This is a genomic window from Hyphomonas sp. (genome assembly GCF_022844445.1).
Classification (GTDB): domain Bacteria; phylum Pseudomonadota; class Alphaproteobacteria; order Caulobacterales; family Hyphomonadaceae; genus Hyphomonas.
Genome location: NZ_JALHLS010000001.1, coordinates 77,000 through 94,437, shown reverse-complemented (window position 1 = coordinate 94,437; position 17,438 = coordinate 77,000). Strand labels below are relative to the sequence as shown.

The window sequence follows — 17,438 nt, the reverse complement described above, 5'->3', positions numbered from 1 at the left end:
GGAAGGGACGCACACCATGAAATTCCTCAACACCATTGCGGCGGTTGTTGCCGTTGTTGCCTTGGGCGCTTCGGCAGATGCCAAGGTTCTTCCGAAGCCGCAGAAATCCGACACCGTCCAGTCCTACATCCTGCTCGACCGCACGGGCTCGATGGCCGACATCTGGGACGAGGCGCTCACTTCCGTGAACGCCTACGCCGACAGCTTCGCGGCGGACGCGCCCGGCGCAGAGATCGCCGGCGCTGACATCAAGACGGCCGTCACGCTCGCCGTGTTCGACCATCAGGACGGTTTCCAGTTCGACGTGCTGCGCGACAAGGTCGACCCGTCGAAATGGAACAAGGTCACCAATGACGAAGCCAACCCGCGCGGCATGACGCCTCTCTATGACGCGATCGGCCGCATCGTGAACCGCGCCGAAGCGGACGCGCCGGAAAAAGCCGTGATCGTCATCATGACGGACGGGCTCGAGAACTCCTCCAGCGAGTTGACCAATCAGGGCGCCAAGGCGGCGCTTGACCGCGCCCGCGCGCGCGGCTGGGAAGTCGTCTTCCTTGGCGCCGAGTTTGCCAGCTTCGGAGATGCTGAAGCAGTCGGCATGGCCTCCTCGAAGACCATGGCTGTTGGCCAGGGCCGCATGCAGGAATCGATGGACAACCTCGCCCAGAAGGCCCGTGCCTATGGCAAAGGCGCTGCCCCGGCGGTTGAGTTCACTGCGGAAGACCGCGCCGCGGCTGACGAAGAAGGTGTGAAGGAACGCAAGGGCCAGTAACCCGGCTTCCGTCAGATGAGGATACAGAGGCCCGCTCAGATTGAGCGGGCCTTTTGTTTGGTCTAGCCTTCGGAGCGCAGGGGAGTAGGGGAGCCGGCATGTCCCAAGCGAAGTTCAGCAAAAAGCAGGTCGCCGCCTGGTTTACCGCCGCGCGCCCGCTCCTGTTGTATGGTGCCCTCCTTGCCGCCGGAGCGCTCGCACTGACCTGGCTGGACTACCTGCGCTTCGCGCGCACCTTTCCGGGTGAGTTCCAGATGGTCCTGATTGCCATCGGCTTCCTAGCCCTCGGCGTCTGGGTGGGCGCGCGTGTGTTCGCAGGCCGCCCGGAACTTCCAGCCTTCGACGGCAATCCCGAAGCGCAGCGTACGCTCGGCCTCAGCGCAAGGGAGATGGACGTGCTGGCGCTGATCGCTGACGGGCTTTCCAACAAGGAGATCGCCATGCGCCTGAATGTGTCACCGAATACGGTGAAAACGCATGTGGCGCGGGTGCTCGAAAAGCTGGAGGTGAGCCGCCGGACGGCCGCGCTCGCCAGGGCACGCGAACTGGGCCTGCTGCCCTGATCTGAGGAAAACGTCGGAAAATTGTAGGTGATCTGGCGAAAATCACCCTTTCGGGCGATTGTGGCTGCGCGCCGCAACCGCAACGACCGGCGGGCAACCCGCAAAGGAGTTTCCCATGTTGCAACGCATCCTGACTAACGGCGTGATTGCTGGCCTGATCGTCGGTGTTCCGATGGTACTTCTCACGCTCACCCTCGGCGAGGCTGCGCCGAGCGGCGCGCTCGGCATGGCGATCGGCTACACGACCATGCTCGTCGCCCTCAGTGTCATCTTTCTCGCCATCAAGCATCAGCGCGACGTCGTGAACGGCGGGGTCATCAAGTTCCTGCCCGCCTTCCTCATGGGCCTCGGCATCAGTGCCGTGGCGGGCGTGCTCTACGTGCTCGCCTGGGAGGCGTCACTTGTCGTCAGCGGCATGGATTTCGGCGCGCTTTATGCCGAGCATCTCGTTGAGGCGGCGAAGGCTCGCGGCGCCACAGAGGCAGAGATTGCTGCGGAGATCGCCAAGGCGGAAGAATTCGCGAAGATGTACGCCAATCCATTCTTCCGCATGCCGATCACCTTTACCGAGATCCTGCCCGTTGGCCTGATCGTGTCCCTGATCTCCGCGCTGCTCCTGCGCAACAGCCGCTTCATGCCTGCAAGGGCAAGGGCCGCCTAGTCATCAAACCCCAAGAACGTCGCCGCCTCGTCCACGGATTTGCGTTTCGAGACGACGGCGTTCGCCGGGAAGCTGTCGTCCGGCCAGCCCATCGCCACGCAGGTCTGGATCACCTGGTCTTCCGGGATGCCGGCCTCGGCGCGCACCACCGGGCTCTGCATGATGCCCTGCGAATTGATCACGCAGCCCAGTCCCCGGTTCCAGGCCGCATTGACAAGGCAGTTGACGACGCCCCCGCAGTCGAACGGCGCAATGTCGCTGCCCTGGATCGACTTGTCATAAGTGATGATGATCGAGACGGGCGCATCGAACTGGCGGAACCCCCGCAGGATCCAGTCCATCCGCTTTTCCTTGTTGTCGCGCTCGATACCCATCGCCTCGAATAGCTGGATCGCGATCTCGATCTGGCGCTTGCGATGGTCGCCGGCATACTCCGGTCCGAGACGGAATTCTCGGCTGTGCGGCACACCGGCGAGGTTGCGCTCCACATTGCCCGCTCGGATCCGGTCCAGGACGTCGCCGGCGACGACGTAGAAGTTCCAGGGCTGCGTGTTCAGCGAGGTCGGCGCACGCATGGCGATCTCGAGGATTTCCCGGATCAGCGCTTTGGGAACGGGCTTCTTCTGATAGCCCCGAATGCTGCGGCGGCCCCGTACAACGTCATCAAATTCCACACCAATCTCCTGTTGCGGTCCGGATGCTGTTCTAGCGCCCTGTTTTGCCGCCGCATCCCCTCCCGTTGGGTCAGGCTTGCCAACCGGAGGCGTTCCGGCAACCTCCCGTCCTGTTTCAGGATTTAGGGAAGGGCGGCATGAGGTATTTCGAGGACATGGTGATCGGCACGCGCACCCGCGCTTCGCGCACCTACAAGGTCACACGCGAAGAGGTGATCGAGTTCGCCACGAAATATGATCCTCAGCCCTTCCATCTCGATGACGAGGCCGCGAAGAACACCTTCTTCGGCCGTCTCTCCGCCTCCGGCTGGCATACCGGCGCCATGGTGATGCGCCTGATGGTCGACACGTGGAAGGACACCGAGCCGGCAGCGGGCCTTGGCTCGCCCGGAATTGACGAACTCAGATGGGTAAAGCCGGTCTATCCGGGTGACGAGTTGTCAGTCGAAATGGAACTGATCGACAAGCGCCGCTCCAAGTCACGCCCCGACATGGGCCTCACCAAGACCCGCCAGACGGTCACCAACCAGAACGGCGAAGTGGTTATGACGATGGTCTCCAACGGCCTGCTGCGCGTGCGCGACCCTTCGGCACCCATCGACTAGCGGCTTCCCAGCAAAGGTTTCGGCAAAGAAAAAGCCCGCTCGCAAGAGCGGGCTTTCCTGTTCCAATACCAGTCGGGTGGAGCCCGACGAGCAGTTGTTATCTAGGCGCCATGCGGATTGCGCCGTCGAGACGGACGTCTTCGCCGTTGAAGTAGGCGTTGCGGCACATTTCAACCGCAAGCGAGGCATACTCTTCCGGGTTACCGAGGCGGGCCGGGTGCGGGACTTGCGCGCCGAGCGCGGCTTTCACCGGCTCCGGAGCAGCGGCCAGCAGCGGGGTGTTGAAGATGCCCGGCAGGATCGTGTTGACGCGGATGAAGTCGCGGCTGAGGTCACGGGCGATCGGTAGGGTCATGCCGACAACGCCGCCTTTGGAGGCGGAGTAAGCGGCCTGGCCGATCTGGCCGTCTTCAGCAGCCACGGACGCCGTGTTGACGATCGCGCCGCGCTCGCCATCGATCGGGTCGAGCGTCAGCATGCCGGCGGCCGACTTGGCGATGCAGCGGAAGGTGCCGACGAGGTTGATCTGGATGATCAGGTTGAACTTATCGAGCGGGAAGTGCTCCGGCTGACCGGTTTCCTTGTTGCGGCTGGCCGTCTTGATCGCGTTGCCGGTGCCGGCGCAGTTGATCAGGATCCGCTCCTGGCCGATGGCGGCGCGGGACTTGGCAAAACCGGCATCCACGGAGGCTTCGTCGGTGACGTTAACGTTGCAGAAGACGCCGCCGAGTTCCTTGGCGAGCGCTTCGCCTTTTTCGGCGTTCAGGTCGAAAAGCGCCACTTTCACACCGTAAGATGCGAGTTTGCGGGCGGTTGCGGCCCCGAGGCCCGAGGCGCCGCCGGTGATGACGGCGGAGATGTTCGAATTCAGTTCCATGGGCTCTGCCCTCCTTGTTCATTCAGATGACCCATATGCGGGCCTTGCTTTCGGCGATGACCGCAGTGAACTATAATGCCGTTAGGAGAGCGCAATGTCTGACGCAGCGGAAATCATCAATACGGTGAAAGGCGAGGGCGGGGTCTACCTTCCCAAGTCGATCCAGCGCAATGAACGCACGGCGCGCGGCCTCATTCCCAAGCTGTTGCGGCTGGCCGGACAGATCCCGTTCGCCGACGATCTGGCGAGCGCCTATTACTGCGCCCGCGACCCGCGCACGCCGGTCAAGGCCAAGGCCGTGTTGTTTGCGGCTGTGGCCTATTTTGTCATACCGCTCGACATGTTGCCCGACGTGATCGCCGGCCTCGGCTTCACCGATGATGCTACAGTGCTCGCCACGGCCCTTGGCGTCGTGGGCGCGCACGTCAAGGAACGCCACCGCGCCATGGCCCGCCGTCTGCTGCGCCTGCCGGAGCCACTCGGAGACGCTACCTGAGCGGGCCGGCCATCTGGGCAGCCTTCGGCACGGCGAGCCTCGCTGCCCTGGCCTACGGATTTCTTTACAGCTGGCGCGGGGAAGGTCCCGCCCGTGCCCTGCTGAAGGTATCCGGCATCCTCATCCTTGCCGGTATCGCTTATGCCGTGGGCGGTCCGTGGATGCTGTGGTCAGCGCTGCTCGCCTCGGCGATGGGTGACCTCTTCCTGGCGGGCAAGCCGGAACGCTGGTTGCTGCCGGGCATGGCTGCCTTCTTCCTCGCGCATGTTTTCTACGTCGTGCTGTTCTGGCAGCTGGTGGAGGGCGGCGGCTGGAGCTGGCCGGTGAAGACGGCGCAGGCAGCGCTGGTTCTCAGCGGCGTTCTCTACATCCGCTGGCTGGTGCCCTGGATCAAGGCGAAGATGCGCGTACCGGTGATCCTGTACGGCGCCGTGATCCTGATGATGGGCGCGGCAGCCATAGCGCTGCCATCGGTCTACTGGCTGGTGACCGTCGGTGCGCTGATGTTCATCGCCTCGGACTCCATCCTCGCGCATCAACTGTTCTGCCGCCCGGCAGACGCGCCGCCCAACAAGGCTGCGTCCTATGCGGTCTGGTTCCTCTACTTTTTCGGGCAGGCCGCCATCACGTTCGGCCTGATCGGCCTGATCGGCCTTCCGGCCTAGAACGGCTTATCGCCATTCACCGTCGCGCGCCGCATATGCCGGCGGTGGCCTGGATAGTCATTCAGTGCATAGTGCCAGGTGCACCGGTTGTCCCACATCGTCACATCGCCCGCCTGCCAGCGGACGCGGCAGGTGAGACGTTCCTCGCGCGAGTGGTTGAACAAGTAGTCCAGCAACGGCTTGCTGTCCCGCTTCGACCAGCCGGCAAAGCGAAGTGTGAAGGCCGGGTTGATGTAGAGACCCTTGCGGCCGGTCACCGGGTGGGTGCGCACCACGGGGTGTTCGAACTCCGGTGCGGTTTCCACTTCGGTCGTGTCCATCGATTTGCGCTTCTGCGCAGACGCTCCGTGCACGCCGTATTCGCGTGCTGCGGAGTGGACGGCCTTGAGGCCCCCCAATGTTTCCTTCAGGCCCGGAGACAGGGCGTCATAGGCAGCCTGCTGGTCTGCAAACAGCGTGTCGCCGCCATAGGGCGGCAGCTCGATGGCATGCAGGATAGAGCCGAGGGCTGGAGTCTCTTCGAAGCTCATGTCGGTGTGCCAGCCGCCCCCGAAGTTCACCTTATCCTCTTTCTCCTTGATGATCTCGAGGAGTTCCGGATGATCCTTCATACCCTTCACATAGGGGTGAACGTTCAGCGTGCCGAACCGCCGCGCAAAGGCTTTGTGCTGGTCGGGCTGGAGGGTCGTCTGCCCGCGCATGATGATCACCTTGTGATCGAGGAAGGCCTGGTAGACCTTGTCGAACTCGGCATTGGACAGGCCTGACTGCAGGTCCAGCCCGAAGATTTCTGCGCCCAGCGTACCGGAAAGGGGAAGGATTTCGATGCTCATGGGCAGAGTGAAGCACCGGGCATGCCGGGACGCAAGAACAGGGTCAGTTCAGAGATCCTGCACCCACAGCCGTTCCGCCTGCCGCCTTGCCCTTCAGGTATCTGTCGAGGAAGCTCAGATAAGCCTCTGCCGCCGTGATCCGGTTCGCCTTCTTCCGGAAACCGTGGCCCTCATCAGGGAACACAACATACTCGACCGGCACACCGTTTGCCCGCACTGCGGCAACGATCTCGTCGCTCTCGACCTGCAGGACACGTGGGTCGTTGGAGCCCTGCACGACCAGCATTGGCCTCACAATGTTCGAGGCGTGGAACAGTGGCGATATTGCGCGGTGCCGCTCGGCATCCGTCGCGGGGTCTCCCATCTCGTCATAGAGGGCCACGCGGAACGAGCCCCACCAGGCGGGGATGCTCTCGAGCGTCCGCACCCAGTTTGTCACGCCGAAGATGTTAATGCCGGCATCGAACACTTCCGGCTCGAAGGCGAGGGCTGCTGCGGTTATGAAGCCGCCATACGAACCTCCGACAATGCCGATCCGTTCGCCGTCAATATAGTCCAACGATTCAAGATAGGCCCTACCCCAGACGATATCCTGCAGGTCTTCCTGCCCATGGCGCTTGTCGTCCATGTGGAAGAAGGTTTTTCCGTAGCCGGACGATCCGCGGTTATTCGCCGCCAGAACAGCGTAGCCATTGTTCACGAGGAACTGGATTTCGGCTGCGTAGCCTTTCTGGCTTTGCCCGCCCGGGCCGCCATGCACCCAGACGACAGCCGGAGCAGGGGTCTCCGCAGAAGCCGTCTTTGGCACATAGAAGATCGCCGGAATCTCGAGCCCGTCGAAACTCGGATAGCGCACGATGGACGCGGTCACGAGATTCGCTTCGTCGATTTCGGACGAGAGTGCACTGGTCAGGCGGGTCGCGGCGCCGGTGGATAGGTCGGCGGCGTAAATGTTGCGCGGCGAGGTGTCCGTGTTGACGCCGAAGGCGACGCGCGTTTCGTCCGCATTGAAGCAGACCTGCGTGACTTCCCCATCCGGTACGCCGGTAAGGGCTAAAGGTTTGCCGGTAGTCGTGTCGAGGAAGGTCACTTCCCAAAGGCCGTCGGCGTTGACGGTGGTCACCCGGTAGCGACCGCTCGGCGAGAAGCTGACGTCGAGAACGTCCCAGTCGGCTGACGCCAGCTCAGCTTTTGCACCGGTCGTAACATCATGCGTCCAGGCTTCAGTGAATTCGCCATGTTCGTTTGTTCCGTATACCAATTTCTGGCCATCCGGCGTAAAGCCATAGGTTGTGTAGGCAATGTTGCCCGCATGCGGTGTGATCAGCGTCTGCACAGGCGCCGCGGCGGACAGATCAATGAGGTAGACGTTGGCGTCGGCGCTTGAGACATTCTCGACCAGCGCCAGGTGTTTGCCGTCGGGGCTGATGGCGCCGATTTCCTTTCCATCATTCTGGTAGATCAAACGGCTCGAATAATCGGCAGCCGAGTAGGCGTAGACATCATCGGTTTGCTCGTCCCGCGCGTTCGTGGCGACATAGAAGGTCTCCCCGGATTGATCCCATCCGAGGAAATAGGCCCGTGTCTTCTCGCCGGGCGTAAGGTCGGTCAATGTGCCGTCGCTGGCGCGCACATAGAGATGGTTGATCTCGTTGCCGCCCTTGTCCGCCTCGACGAGGATGCGGTCATCGGAGGGGAAAAACGTCTCAGCATAGGTTGAGTCGATAGCCGAAGCTGTCAGCGCTGTTTTCGTGCCATCAAGGTTCATCTCATAGGCATTGATGATGCCGGTCTCATCCGAGCTGACGAGCAGCGTCTCGCCGTCCGGTGCAAAACAGCGGCCCTGATCAGACGCCAGGCTATAGTTCACCGTGTCATAGAATTGCTGCGCGCTGTAGGTCTTGAAGGGGGCGGCATCCGCCGGCGGGGTGGCCTGTTCTGCGGGCGCCTGCGGGGACAGCGCACTTGCGCAGCCCGTGACCAGCAGAATGGCGGAAGAAAACAACAGGTTGCGCATGGCAGCACCTCCAAGGGTCAGGCATTTGGCGGCACCATAACCCCGCGCGAAGGAGTGTCACCTGCCTGCGCCTGAAAAATGCCGTTTGCGGAAAGTCCGGAACTGTGAGAAACCGCCCGCGGGCCAGGCGCCCCCAACGGCGCCCAGCCTATCTGTGAGGATAGGAGTAAAAACAGATGACCGTGACCACCGCCAAGCCGGTAGTGCGCCCAGCGTGCCCGCATTTTTCTTCGGGCCCCACCGCGAAGTATCCCGGATTTTCGCTCCAGAACCTGGTGACCGCCGCCCTCGGCCGCTCGCACCGTTCGGGCGACGCCAAGAAGAAACTGAAAGCTGCGATCGACCGCACCAAGCTGATCCTCGACCTGCCGGAAGGCTACCGGGTCGCCATTGTGCCGGCCTCTGATACGGGCGCTGTCGAGATGTGCATGTGGTCGATGCTGGGTGTTCGCCCTGTCGACGTGTTCGCTTGGGAAAGCTTCGGCCAGGACTGGGTGACCGACGCCGTCAAGCAGTTGAAGTTGCCAGACTGCAAGAGCTACAACGCCGACTACGGCGCCCTCCCGGACTTCTCGAAAGCCCGCGATGATGCCGACATCGTCTTTACCTGGAACGGCACCACCTCCGGCGTGCGCGTCAAGAATGCCGACTGGATCAAGCCGAACCCCGACCGGATCGTCATTTGCGACGCCACCTCGGCCGCCTTTAGTCAGGACATCGAGTGGGAAAAGCTCGATGTGATCACGTACAGCTGGCAAAAATGCCTCGGCGGTGAAGCTGCCCATGGCATGCTGATCCTCTCTCCGAATGCCGTGCGCCGCCTCGAAACCTACACGCCGGACCGCCCCCTCCCGAAACTCTTCCGCATGACCAAGGGCGGCAAGCTCGACGAGGACCTTTTTGAAGGCGCCACGATCAACACGCCCTCCATGCTCTGCGTCGAGGACTACCTGCAGGCGCTGGATTGGGTTGAGCGGCTTGGCGGCTGGAAGAAGCTGAAAGAGCGCTCGGACGACAGCCTGCGTACTCTGACGGACTGGGTCGGACGGACCAGCTGGGTCGAGTTTCTGTGTCCGGATGCGTCCGTGCGGTCGAACACCGGCGTAACGTTCAAGATTGTCGATCCGCGCGTTGCGGCGCTCGATGAGGCCGGCCAGCGTGATTTCATCAAGAAATTCATGAAACGCCTCGAGACCGAGAACGCCTGCTATGACGCCGCCGGCTATGCCAAGGCCCCTCCGGGCCTGCGCATCTGGTGCGGTGGTTCCGTTGACCCGTCGGACGTCGCCAAGCTTGTCCCCTGGCTCGACTGGGCCTTCCACGAGGAAGCGGCGAAGCTTTAGGCACGCTGTCACCCCGGTCAGGCGCGCGCGATGTGATCCGGGACCTGCTTGCCACTCTGGTGAAGAGGTCCCGGCCCACTGCCTCGCTCCGGCCGGGAGGACAGGGATGTATCCGATGATCACTCTCCGCCCCGCCACCCTGAATGATGTGCCGCATCTGGACCTCTGGGATCTGGAACCACACGTCATTTCAGCGACATCCGATGATCCGGATGCCGAAAAGGCCTTCGGCGATACCTACTGGCCAGATGAGCTTGCGCTCGTTCGGGAAGACTACCAGTACTTCATCGCCGAGCTCGATGGCCGGCCCATCGGGGGCATGCAGATCATCGATCCGCATACGGAACGAACTCGATACTGGGGCGACATTGAACCGGGGCTGCGTGCCATCGATATCTGGATTGGCAGCGCCGCCGACCATGGCCACGGCTACGGGGCCGAGATGATGCGCTTGGCCATCGAGGCCTGCTTTCTGGGCCCTGAGGTGACGGCTATCATCATCGACCCGCTCGCTTCAAACACCCGCGCACACACTTTCTATCAACGGCTTGGCTTCCGCCCGGAAGGGATCCGGGAGCTCGGTGAAGACAACGATATCTGCCTGGTTCATCGCCTGACTCGCGACGCCTGGCTCAAACCTCTTTCTGGAGAATGATCCACTATGCCTAAAGTCCTCATCGGAGATTCGCTCTCCCCCGCCGCCGTCGAAATCTTCAAGGCGCGCGGTATAGAAACCGACATCAAGGTTGGTCTGTCCAAGGAAGATCTGATCAAGATTATTCCCCAGTATGACGGTCTCGCTGTCCGCTCGGCTTGCAAGCCGGATGCTGACGTGATTGCGGCGGCAACCAATCTGAAGGTCATTGGCCGCGCGGGCATCGGCGTCGACAACATCGACATCAAGGCTGCCACTGCCAAGGGCGTCGTCGTCATGAACACGCCTTTCGGAAACGCCATCACGACGGCAGAGCATGCCATCGCCATGATGTTTGCGGCCGCCCGGCAGATCCCCGCCGCCAACAATGATACGCAGGCCGGCAAGTGGCCGAAGTCAGGTTATATGGGCGTCGAGGTCTCCTTCAAGACGCTCGGCCTGATCGGGGCAGGCAACATCGGCAGCCGCGTCGCAGAGCGCGCCATCGGCCTGAAGATGCGTGTTGTCGCCTATGACCCTTTCCTCACAGACGAGCGCGCCATCGAGCTCGGCGTCGAGAAGGTCGACCTCGACACGCTCCTGAAGCGCGCAGACGTCATAACGTTGCATGTTCCGCTCACGGATCAGACACGCAATATCCTCTCGCGCGAAAGTCTCGAGAAGACCAAGAAGGGCCTCATCCTCGTCAACTGCGCGCGCGGCGGCCTTGTCGACGAGCAGGCCGTGGCAGACCTTCTAGAATCGGGCCATCTCGCCGGCGCCGCTTTCGACGTGTTCGCCGTCGAGCCCGCCAAGGAAAACGTGCTGTTCGGCAAGAAGAACTTCGTTGCCACGCCCCACCTCGGCGCGTCGACCAACGAGGCGCAGGAAAACGTCGCCCTTCAGGTGGCCGAGCAGATGTCGGACTACCTGCTGACCGGCGCCGTTACCAATGCGCTCAACATGCCGTCTGTAACCGCAGAAGAGGCTCCGCGCATCCGTCCCTTCGCGACGCTCGCCGAGAAGCTCGGCTCCTTTGCCGGGCAAATCTCGGACTATGGATATGATGAAGTGGTCATCGAGTATGAAGGCGAAGTCGCCGAGCTGAACCGCAAGCCGGTCACCGCCGCGCTGCTCGCGGGCCTGCTGCGCGCCTCGCGCGGCGACGTGAACATGGTCTCGGCTCCTGCAATTCTTGCCGAGAGCGGCATCAAGCTCACCGAGACCAAGACCGAGTCGAGCCCGGTCTATGACAGCCTGATCCGCATCAAGGTGAAAACCAAAGCTACGAAGAATTCGCCGGAAGGCGGCTGGCGCACGCTGGCCGGCGCACTGATCGCCGGCAAGCCGCGCATCGTCGAGGTGAAGGGCATGGCGCTGGAAGGCGATTTCTCTCCGGTCACGCTGTATGTGAACAACCTCGACAAGCCGGGCTTCATCGGCGCGCTTGGCCAGATGCTCGGCGAAGCGAAGGTGAACATCGCCACCTTTCACCTCGGCCGTCAGGCTGCCGGCGGCGAAGCCATCGCGTTGATCGGTATCGACTCGCTGCCGCCGGCCTCGGTTATCGAGAAACTCGATGCCCTGCCGCAGGTGCGCTACGTGAAAGTGCTGAGCTTCTGACGGTCAGTCGTTCTTTCCATGGACGGACGGCATAAACACTATGCCTCAGGGGCGGGCTGATCTTCGCATCACCCGCCCCATCTGTTGGCCATCAACGGAGCAGGGGCCCCAACACGGCCAGGATCGCGAGCGCCGACTTTTCAGGCTAGGGCCAGACGGCCACGGCCGCAGAGCATGTCTGCAAGGGTGCCGGGTCCGTGAAGCGCGCTGACGTGCGCCTCTGCAAGGCGGAGGATCTGACCTCACCAGGCGCTGGTCCGTGGGGCGAACTTGCCGCGGCGGACGCTATCATCTTCGGCGCGCCGACCTTCATGGGCTCGGCTTGCGGCGTCATGAAGACCTCCATCGACGTAACCTCAAAGGCCTGGTTCAACTGCACTTGGGACAACAAGGTCGCCGCCGGTTTCACTGCCTCCGGCTACCTGTCGGTCGACAGGACCGTCACCCTGGATCAGATTGCGATGCTCGCAGCGCAACCGGGCATGGTCTGGGTCGGCAGCGACATCCCGAGTGGCTACAGTTGTCGAAGAGCGACTTCGCTGCAGCCCACGACCGCGCTGGCCGTTTCCCCGGCTTCGCCATCCAGGCGCTGACGGACCTGCCTGCCGAACAGACCCCGGACCGCTATGAACTCAAGGCCGCGGAACTGTTCGCCAAACGTGTTGCGCAGGCCGTCCTATGACGGGGACGTGTCCCAGCACAGGCTGAACTGGCTTGACGGACCCTGCGCAGGGGGGCGATGGAACGGGATACGTTTGTAATCGTTGAGAGATCATGCGCCGTCTCGTTGTCTCCCTCGCACTTGCCGCGCTGCCCGCGTCCATGGCTTCAGCAGATATCGTGGAAGAAGTCCGTCTCGGCCTCATGCAGCACAATGTCTGCGTCACCGACTGCGACAATGCCGAAAAGGAAGAGAGCCCGGATCTCAGCGGCGAAGCTGTCTTTGCCTCTCCGGAACTTCTGAATATCCTGGGTAGTCCGCGCCCTTATGTCGTCGCGAGCGTCAACATTGCCGGGGATACCAGCTATGGCGGCGCCGGCCTGCAATGGCGCTGGGGCTTTGCCGAGGGGTGGGCGTTCGAGCCCGGCGTCGGGTATGTCATCCACGATGGTGAGCTGGATTTCCGCTTTCCTCAGGGCGATCCGCGCAACGATCCGATCTCGCGCAGCAAAATCTACTTTGGCTCGCGCGACCTCTTCCGCACCAGTTTCGCACTGAACCGTGAAGTCACCGACAGGTGGGGCGTCCAGTTGATGTTTGAGCACCTCTCCCACGGCCAGATTCTCGGGGAAGGGCGCAACCAGGGCATCGACAATGTTGGTGTCCGGGTCTTCTATCGCCTCGGCGAGTAACCGGGGCCAATCATCGCACGCCTTTGACCTTGCATTTGGCGGCCAAATCCTGCCCTTGTCGCCGCGGCTGCAAACGGAGCGGAACATGGCAGGAGTCGTCGTCGTAGGCGCCCAGTGGGGTGACGAAGGCAAGGGCAAGATCGTGGACTGGCTGTCGGCGCGCGCCGATGTCGTCGTCCGCTTCCAGGGCGGTCACAATGCTGGCCACACGCTCGTCATTGACGGAAAGGTGTTCAAGCTCGCGCTGCTGCCCTCAGGGCTTGTGCGCGGCGGCAAGCTGTCCGTCATCGGCAATGGCGTCGTTGTTGATCCCTGGCACCTCCTCTCCGAAATCGAAGGCATCCGCGCGCAGGGGGTGGACGTCTCGCCGCAAAGCCTTGTGCTGGCGGACAATGCCTCCCTCATCCTGCCCTGGCACAAGGACATCGACGCTGCGCGGGAGGGGGCCCTCGGCGCCGCCCAGATCGGCACCACCAAGCGCGGCATCGGCCCGGCCTATGAAGACCGCGTGGGCCGCCGCGCCATCCGCGTCGCAGACCTTGCCGATCCCGCCGCCCTAGACATGAAGATCGAGCGCCTGCTCGCCCACCACCGCCCGCTCCGCATCGGCCTCGACTTGCCGGAGCCGGACGGCACGGCCCTCAAGGCCGAGCTTCTGAAGATCGCTCCGCAGGTGCTCGCCTATGCCCAGCCCGTCTGGAAACTGCTGGACGAGCAGGTCCGCAAGGGCCGCCGCATCCTGTTCGAAGGCGCGCAAGGCGTGATGCTGGACGTGGACCATGGCACCTATCCCTTCGTGACCTCGTCCAGCGTGGTCGCTGGCAATGCCAGCGCCGGCTCAGGTGTCGGCCCCGGCGCCATCTCGTACGTCCTCGGCCTCGCCAAGGCCTACACAACACGCGTCGGCTCCGGCCCGTTCCCTACCGAACAGGACAACGACATCGGCAAGCGCCTCGGCACGGTTGGCCACGAGTTCGGCACTAATACCGGCCGCCCCCGGCGTTGCGGCTGGTTCGATTCCGTCATGGTGCGCCAGGCCTGCGCCACGTCGGGCGTCAACGGCCTTGCCCTGACGAAGCTCGACGTGCTCGACGGCTTTGACGAGATCAAGGTCTGCACGGCCTACAAGCTGGGCGGCAAGACGATCGACTATTTCCCGGCTGGCCTCACCGATCAGGCCGCTGTCGAGCCCGTCTACGAAACGCTGAAGGGCTGGAGCGGCTCAACCCGCGGTGCCCGCAGCTGGGCCGACCTTCCGGCCGAAGCGGTCGTTTATGTTCGCCGTCTGGAGGAACTCGTCGGCAAACCCTGCGCCCTCGTATCGACGTCGCCGGAACGCGAAGACGTCATCCTGATGCGGGATCCGTTCGAGGGCTGATTTCGGCTACGAAACCCGCTCGACCATCATGTGCTTGATCTTCGCGATTGCCTGCGCCGGGTTGAGGCCCTTCGGGCAGACCTGCGCGCAGTTCATGATCGTGTGGCAACGGTACAGTTTGAACGGATCCTCGAGATCGTCGAGCCGTTCGCCAGTTGCCTCGTCGCGACTGTCGATCAGCCAGCGGTAAGCCTGCAGCAGCGCTGCCGGGCCGAGGTATTTCTCGCCGTTCCACCAATAGGACGGGCAGGAGGTCGAGCACGAAGCGCACAGGATGCACTCATAAAGGCCGTCGAGTTTGGTGCGGTCCTCTTCGGACTGGCGCCACTCTTTCTCCGGGGTCGGACTATCGGTCTTAAGGTAGGGCTGCACATACGCATGCTGAGCGTAGAAGTTCGTCAGGTCCGGGATCAGGTCGCGGATCACCGGCAGGTGAGGCAATGGGCTGATGGAGATCACGCCGCCCGGCAGATCGTCGAAGCCCTTGGTGCAGGCGATCGTGTTGCGCCCGGCAATGTTCATCGCGCAGGAGCCGCAAACGCCCTCGCGGCACGAGCGGCGGAAGGCCAGCGTCGGGTCGATGGTGTTCTTGATGTAGAACAGGACGTCCAGAATCATCGTCCCCGCCTTGTCCATATCTACCCAGTAGGTGTCCCAGCGCGGGTTGCCCTTTTCCTCGGGGCTGTAGCGATAGATGCGGAACTCGCGCAGGTTCGTCGCGCCCTGCGGCTTGGGCCAGGTCTTGCCCTTCTGGACTTTGGAATTCTGGGGAAGGGTCAGCTGAACCATGGTCTCGTCCTGGAAGTCTTTATGTTAAACGGGGCGGCGGCGGGCAGTGATCACCGCGCCATCGGAGATGCTGAATCCGAAGCCATAGCCGCCCTGATTGACGGCGCCCTTTTCCGAATGGCCGCCTACGGAGGGGAGTATCGAAATCACGTCATAGCCTTCTTCATGCAGCGTATTGCACGCAGTCTCGATCTGGGCGGCGAGGTCGGCGATGTCCGCCTGGTGCGGATCGTCGACCAGTTTCTTGCCCCGGCCGAGCAGTTTCTTTTCTTCCTTCTTCTGCCTTCCGGTGCGAACCCAGACGGATTTGTATTCACTCATCCCCCCCCTCCACACCTGAAGACACCTGATTGATCAGTACACCCGCGCTTTCGGCTCGATATACCCTATGTCGTTGGACAGCGTGTATTCGTGCACAGGGCGGTAATCGATGGTCACCTTGCCGGCGCCATCGACCCAGGCGAGCGTGTGCTTCATCCAGTTCGTGTCGTTGCGGTCGGCGAAGTCCTCGCGCGCATGTGCGCCGCGGCTCTCTTCACGGTTGGCGGCGGAGTTCACAGTCACGGCAGCCTGGCAGATCAGGTTGTCGAACTCGAGTGCTTCCACCAGGTCTGTGTTCCAGACCATGCCGCGGTCCTTCACGTCCAGGGCCGGGACCTTTTTGTAGACATCTTCGATGGCGCTGACGCCGTCCTTCAGCACAGAGCCCGTGCGGAAAACGGCGCAGTTGGACTGCATGGCCTTCTGCATCTCGAGGCGCAGCTTTGCCACCGGCTCGCCGCCGGTCGCATTGCGCATCCTGTCGAAGCGGGCGATGTGCGCATCGGTTGCCTTCGTGGGCAGGTCCGGCTGACGCGCGCCGGCTTCCGTCGTTGCGCCGCAGCGCAGGCCAGCCGCACGGCCGAACACGACCAGGTCGATCAGTGAGTTGGAACCGAGGCGGTTTGCGCCGTGTACGGACACACAGGCGGCTTCGCCCACGGCCATCAGTCCGGGTACGACCGAATCCGGGTCGCCGCCCTTCTTGGTCAGTACTTCACCGTGGAAGTTCGTGGGGATGCCGCCCATGTTGTAGTGCACCGTCGGCAGAACGGGGATCGGCTCCTTGGTTACGTCCACGCCGGCAAAGATCTTCGCCGTCTCGGAGATGCCCGGTAGGCGCTCATGCAGCGCTTCGGGGGAGAGGTGGTTGAGGTGCAGGTAGATGTGGTCTTTCTCGGGGCCTACACCGCGGCCTTCGCGGATTTCCATCGTCATCGCGCGTGAGACGACATCGCGCGAGGCAAGGTCTTTTGCGGAGGGCGCATAGCGCTCCATGAACCGTTCGCCCTCTGAGTTTGTCAGATAGCCGCCTTCGCCGCGGGCGCCCTCAGTGATCAGGCATCCCGAGCCGTAGATGCCGGTCGGATGGAACTGTACGAATTCCATGTCCTGCAGCGGCAGGCCGGCCCGCAGTACCATAGCATTGCCATCGCCCGTGCAGGTGTGGGCCGAGGTGCAGGAGAAGTAGGCGCGGCCATACCCGCCTGTAGCGAGGATTGTCTTCTGCGCGCGGAAACGATGCAGCGTGCCGTCATCAAGCTTCCAAGCGGTGACGCCCCGGCAGACGCCGTCTTCGTCCATGATCAGGTCGAGTGCGAAATACTCAATGAAGAACTCTGTCTCTTCGCGCACGCACTGGCCGTAGAGGGTGTGCAACATGGCGTGACCAGTGCGGTCGGCGGCGGCGCAGGTGCGCTGCACAGGGCCCTTGCCATACTCGCGGGTCATGCCGCCGAAGGCGCGCTGGTAGATCTTGCCTTCTTCCGTGCGGGAGAAGGGCATACCCCAGTGTTCGAGTTCATACACGGCGGCCGGCGCGTTGCGCACAAGATACTCGATCGCGTCCTGGTCACCGAGCCAGTCGGAGCCCTTGACGGTGTCGTACATGTGCCATTTCCAGCTGTCCTCGGACATGTTGCCGAGAGAGGCGGCAATGCCGCCCTGCGCTGCCACGGTGTGCGAGCGGGTCGGGAAAACCTTGGTGATGCAGGCCGTACGCAGGCCTGCCTGGGCGGCGCCGAGCGCGGCGCGCAGCCCCGATCCGCCGGCGCCGACAACAACGACGTCGTAGGTGTGATCGATCCAGTTATAGGTGCTCATGTCCTGCCTGTCT

The 17,438-nt window shown here is 62.8% G+C and carries 19 protein-coding genes; 12 read left to right on the top strand and 7 right to left on the bottom strand.

Going from position 1 to position 17,438, the window contains the following annotated elements:
• The first annotated feature begins 16 nt into the window (after positions 1–16).
• The 3 genes from Q0C17_RS00470 to Q0C17_RS00460 all read left to right on the top strand — a co-directional run bounded on the left by Q0C17_RS00470 (position 17) and on the right by Q0C17_RS00460 (position 1,996).
• On the top strand, positions 17–772 hold the full coding sequence (locus Q0C17_RS00470; RefSeq protein WP_291199622.1) for a vWA domain-containing protein: 756 nt from the start codon (positions 17–19) through the stop codon (positions 770–772).
• Positions 773–870: 98 nt separating this feature from the next.
• Complete coding sequence (locus tag Q0C17_RS00465) at positions 871–1,335, top strand: helix-turn-helix transcriptional regulator (RefSeq protein ID WP_291199619.1); 465 nt, start codon at positions 871–873, stop codon at positions 1,333–1,335.
• A gap of 115 nt (positions 1,336–1,450) precedes the next feature.
• Positions 1,451–1,996 carry a DUF4199 domain-containing protein gene (locus Q0C17_RS00460; RefSeq protein WP_291199616.1) on the top strand — a complete coding sequence of 182 codons (546 nt, stop codon included), beginning with the start codon at positions 1,451–1,453 and terminating at the stop codon, positions 1,994–1,996.
• Here the strand turns inward: Q0C17_RS00460 and Q0C17_RS00455 are convergent.
• Positions 1,993–2,670: a nitroreductase gene (locus Q0C17_RS00455; protein ID WP_291199613.1), complete on the bottom strand. Its 678-nt coding sequence runs from the start codon at positions 2,668–2,670 to the stop codon at positions 1,993–1,995. The two genes, Q0C17_RS00460 and Q0C17_RS00455, sit on opposite strands and share 4 nt — an antisense overlap.
• A gap of 137 nt (positions 2,671–2,807) precedes the next feature.
• On the opposite strand from Q0C17_RS00455, the gene Q0C17_RS00450 reads away from it, so the two are divergent.
• Positions 2,808–3,275 carry a MaoC family dehydratase gene (locus Q0C17_RS00450; RefSeq protein WP_291199610.1) on the top strand — a complete coding sequence of 156 codons (468 nt, stop codon included), beginning with the start codon at positions 2,808–2,810 and terminating at the stop codon, positions 3,273–3,275.
• A 97-nt stretch (positions 3,276–3,372) separates the two neighbouring features.
• Here Q0C17_RS00450 and Q0C17_RS00445 read toward each other — a convergent pair whose 3' ends face one another.
• Positions 3,373–4,152: an SDR family NAD(P)-dependent oxidoreductase gene (locus Q0C17_RS00445; RefSeq protein WP_291199607.1), complete on the bottom strand. Its 780-nt coding sequence runs from the start codon at positions 4,150–4,152 to the stop codon at positions 3,373–3,375.
• 94 nt (positions 4,153–4,246) lie between these two features.
• Here Q0C17_RS00445 and Q0C17_RS00440 point away from each other — a divergent pair, with 94 nt between their 5' ends.
• Positions 4,247–4,648 carry a YkvA family protein gene (locus Q0C17_RS00440; RefSeq protein WP_291199604.1) on the top strand — a complete coding sequence of 134 codons (402 nt, stop codon included), beginning with the start codon at positions 4,247–4,249 and terminating at the stop codon, positions 4,646–4,648.
• Complete coding sequence (locus tag Q0C17_RS00435; protein ID WP_366914747.1) at positions 4,645–5,313, top strand: lysoplasmalogenase; 669 nt, start codon at positions 4,645–4,647, stop codon at positions 5,311–5,313. The genes Q0C17_RS00440 and Q0C17_RS00435 overlap by 4 nt, the downstream gene beginning before the upstream one ends.
• Here the strand turns inward: Q0C17_RS00435 and Q0C17_RS00430 are convergent.
• On the bottom strand, positions 5,310–6,146 hold the full coding sequence (locus Q0C17_RS00430; protein ID WP_291199601.1) for a TauD/TfdA family dioxygenase: 837 nt from the start codon (positions 6,144–6,146) through the stop codon (positions 5,310–5,312). The genes Q0C17_RS00435 and Q0C17_RS00430 overlap by 4 nt on opposite strands.
• Before the next feature lie 43 nt (positions 6,147–6,189).
• Entirely contained in the window at positions 6,190–8,163 is a 1,974-nt protein-coding gene (locus tag Q0C17_RS00425; RefSeq protein WP_291199598.1) for a S9 family peptidase, read from the bottom strand.
• A gap of 176 nt (positions 8,164–8,339) precedes the next feature.
• Here Q0C17_RS00425 and Q0C17_RS00420 point away from each other — a divergent pair, with 176 nt between their 5' ends.
• The 6 genes from Q0C17_RS00420 (at position 8,340) to Q0C17_RS00395 (ending at position 14,494) form a co-directional block, all read left to right on the top strand.
• Positions 8,340–9,506 carry a phosphoserine transaminase gene (locus Q0C17_RS00420; protein ID WP_291199595.1) on the top strand — a complete coding sequence of 389 codons (1,167 nt, stop codon included), beginning with the start codon at positions 8,340–8,342 and terminating at the stop codon, positions 9,504–9,506.
• Between the two features lie 106 nt (positions 9,507–9,612).
• Positions 9,613–10,161 (top strand): GNAT family N-acetyltransferase, encoded by a 549-nt coding sequence (locus Q0C17_RS00415; protein WP_291199592.1) that lies wholly within the window; start codon positions 9,613–9,615, stop codon positions 10,159–10,161.
• Positions 10,162–10,167: 6 nt separating this feature from the next.
• Positions 10,168–11,763: a phosphoglycerate dehydrogenase gene (gene serA, locus Q0C17_RS00410; protein ID WP_291199590.1), complete on the top strand. Its 1,596-nt coding sequence runs from the start codon at positions 10,168–10,170 to the stop codon at positions 11,761–11,763.
• A gap of 197 nt (positions 11,764–11,960) precedes the next feature.
• Positions 11,961–12,356, top strand: a complete 396-nt coding sequence (locus tag Q0C17_RS00405; protein ID WP_291199587.1) for an NAD(P)H-dependent oxidoreductase — start codon at positions 11,961–11,963, stop codon at positions 12,354–12,356.
• Between the two features lie 181 nt (positions 12,357–12,537).
• On the top strand, positions 12,538–13,116 hold the full coding sequence (locus tag Q0C17_RS00400; protein ID WP_291199584.1) for an acyloxyacyl hydrolase: 579 nt from the start codon (positions 12,538–12,540) through the stop codon (positions 13,114–13,116).
• An 85-nt stretch (positions 13,117–13,201) separates the two neighbouring features.
• Positions 13,202–14,494, top strand: coding sequence for an adenylosuccinate synthase (locus Q0C17_RS00395; RefSeq protein WP_291199581.1), 1,293 nt, complete (start codon positions 13,202–13,204; stop codon positions 14,492–14,494).
• Between the two features lie 6 nt (positions 14,495–14,500).
• On the opposite strand, the gene Q0C17_RS00390 is transcribed toward Q0C17_RS00395, so the two are convergent.
• From Q0C17_RS00390 to sdhA, 3 genes are read right to left on the bottom strand one after another with little or no spacing between them, the layout of a single operon-like run.
• A complete protein-coding gene (locus Q0C17_RS00390) occupies positions 14,501–15,283 on the bottom strand; it encodes a succinate dehydrogenase iron-sulfur subunit (RefSeq protein ID WP_291199578.1) in 783 nt (260 codons plus the stop codon).
• 24 nt (positions 15,284–15,307) lie between these two features.
• Positions 15,308–15,604 carry a hypothetical protein gene (locus Q0C17_RS00385; protein ID WP_291199575.1) on the bottom strand — a complete coding sequence of 99 codons (297 nt, stop codon included), beginning with the start codon at positions 15,602–15,604 and terminating at the stop codon, positions 15,308–15,310.
• Positions 15,605–15,637: 33 nt separating this feature from the next.
• Entirely contained in the window at positions 15,638–17,425 is a 1,788-nt protein-coding gene (gene sdhA / locus Q0C17_RS00380; RefSeq protein ID WP_291199572.1) for a succinate dehydrogenase flavoprotein subunit, read from the bottom strand.
• Positions 17,426–17,438 lie beyond the last annotated feature (13 nt).

Bases quoted from the DNA above. Each gene is read 5' to 3' on its own strand.
- Q0C17_RS00470 (WP_291199622.1), top strand. From the start codon at position 17: ATGAAATTCCTCAACACCATTGCGGCGGTTGTTGCCGTTGTTGCCTTG.
- Q0C17_RS00465 (WP_291199619.1), top strand. From the start codon at position 871: ATGTCCCAAGCGAAGTTCAGCAAAAAGCAGGTCGCCGCCTGGTTTACC.
- Q0C17_RS00460 (WP_291199616.1), top strand. From the start codon at position 1,451: ATGTTGCAACGCATCCTGACTAACGGCGTGATTGCTGGCCTGATCGTC.
- Q0C17_RS00450 (WP_291199610.1), top strand. From the start codon at position 2,808: ATGAGGTATTTCGAGGACATGGTGATCGGCACGCGCACCCGCGCTTCG.
- Q0C17_RS00445 (WP_291199607.1), bottom strand. From the start codon at position 4,152: ATGGAACTGAATTCGAACATCTCCGCCGTCATCACCGGCGGCGCCTCG.
- Q0C17_RS00440 (WP_291199604.1), top strand. From the start codon at position 4,247: ATGTCTGACGCAGCGGAAATCATCAATACGGTGAAAGGCGAGGGCGGG.
- Q0C17_RS00430 (WP_291199601.1), bottom strand. From the start codon at position 6,146: ATGAGCATCGAAATCCTTCCCCTTTCCGGTACGCTGGGCGCAGAAATC.
- Q0C17_RS00425 (WP_291199598.1), bottom strand. From the start codon at position 8,163: ATGCGCAACCTGTTGTTTTCTTCCGCCATTCTGCTGGTCACGGGCTGC.
- Q0C17_RS00420 (WP_291199595.1), top strand. From the start codon at position 8,340: ATGACCGTGACCACCGCCAAGCCGGTAGTGCGCCCAGCGTGCCCGCAT.
- Q0C17_RS00415 (WP_291199592.1), top strand. From the start codon at position 9,613: ATGTATCCGATGATCACTCTCCGCCCCGCCACCCTGAATGATGTGCCG.
- serA (WP_291199590.1), top strand. From the start codon at position 10,168: ATGCCTAAAGTCCTCATCGGAGATTCGCTCTCCCCCGCCGCCGTCGAA.
- Q0C17_RS00400 (WP_291199584.1), top strand. From the start codon at position 12,538: ATGCGCCGTCTCGTTGTCTCCCTCGCACTTGCCGCGCTGCCCGCGTCC.
- Q0C17_RS00395 (WP_291199581.1), top strand. From the start codon at position 13,202: ATGGCAGGAGTCGTCGTCGTAGGCGCCCAGTGGGGTGACGAAGGCAAG.
- Q0C17_RS00390 (WP_291199578.1), bottom strand. From the start codon at position 15,283: ATGGTTCAGCTGACCCTTCCCCAGAATTCCAAAGTCCAGAAGGGCAAG.
- Q0C17_RS00385 (WP_291199575.1), bottom strand. From the start codon at position 15,604: ATGAGTGAATACAAATCCGTCTGGGTTCGCACCGGAAGGCAGAAGAAG.
- sdhA (WP_291199572.1), bottom strand. From the start codon at position 17,425: ATGAGCACCTATAACTGGATCGATCACACCTACGACGTCGTTGTTGTC.